The sequence below is a fragment of the Acinetobacter sp. AB03 genome (assembly GCF_058107045.1).
Genome location: NZ_JBUEBA010000044.1, coordinates 1 through 611 on the forward strand (window position 1 = coordinate 1; position 611 = coordinate 611).

1 protein-coding gene and 1 pseudogene are annotated in these 611 nt (G+C 32.7%); one reads left to right on the plus strand and one right to left on the minus strand.

The window, feature by feature from the left end; translation table 11 throughout:
* Positions 1-397 (plus strand): annotated as a pseudogene (locus ACY3FQ_RS17920) (site-specific integrase); the annotation flags it as partial.
* Positions 398-473: 76 nt separating this feature from the next.
* Here ACY3FQ_RS17920 and ACY3FQ_RS17925 read toward each other — a convergent pair.
* Positions 474-611 (minus strand): integrase core domain-containing protein (locus ACY3FQ_RS17925; protein WP_489774584.1); only part of this gene is annotated, 138 nt, incomplete at its 5' end.

A 611-nucleotide genomic window follows, 5' to 3' on the forward strand; every position in this document is an offset into this window, starting at 1 on the left:
TTCCTTAAAGCCTCCCTACTCTGCTTTAAGTTATGCCAGTGTTAAAAAGATATTTGATCAAGTAGATTTGTCATTAAAAGCGTTGCTACCTGAATGTTTTGATACTTCAGCTTATGACTCAATAGAACGTCTAACTCCACACGTATGTAGACATTCTTGGGCTTATATGATGTTAAGCTTTTCTTTTGAGAAGTATAAGAAAGAAAATGTTAATTACTCTGATCTCAAACAAAGTGTAAATGATGCTCTGCTAAAAGCACAGGATGATCTAAGAGCCTTAGGTGGTTGGTCACCTACAAGTACAATGCCTATATATTATGGTAAACGCTTTATTGTAGAACGTGCTAATTTTATGAACTTGGCTCGCATTATAGATTCCAGTATAAATTATGATTGATAAAAATGACATGGTTCCGTTAATTAGACCACTCAATTCAGTTTTATAAATGATAAATCCGCTCTAAATATTTAAATTATGCTGCCATTACTTTTAGTAAATGTTGATCATAAAATTCATCCGGTGTTGCCTTATTCAAACTTGAATGAGGACGTATCATGTTATAAAAATCCAAATATTCAGCAATTGATTGTTTCGCTTGTTTAACCGTATC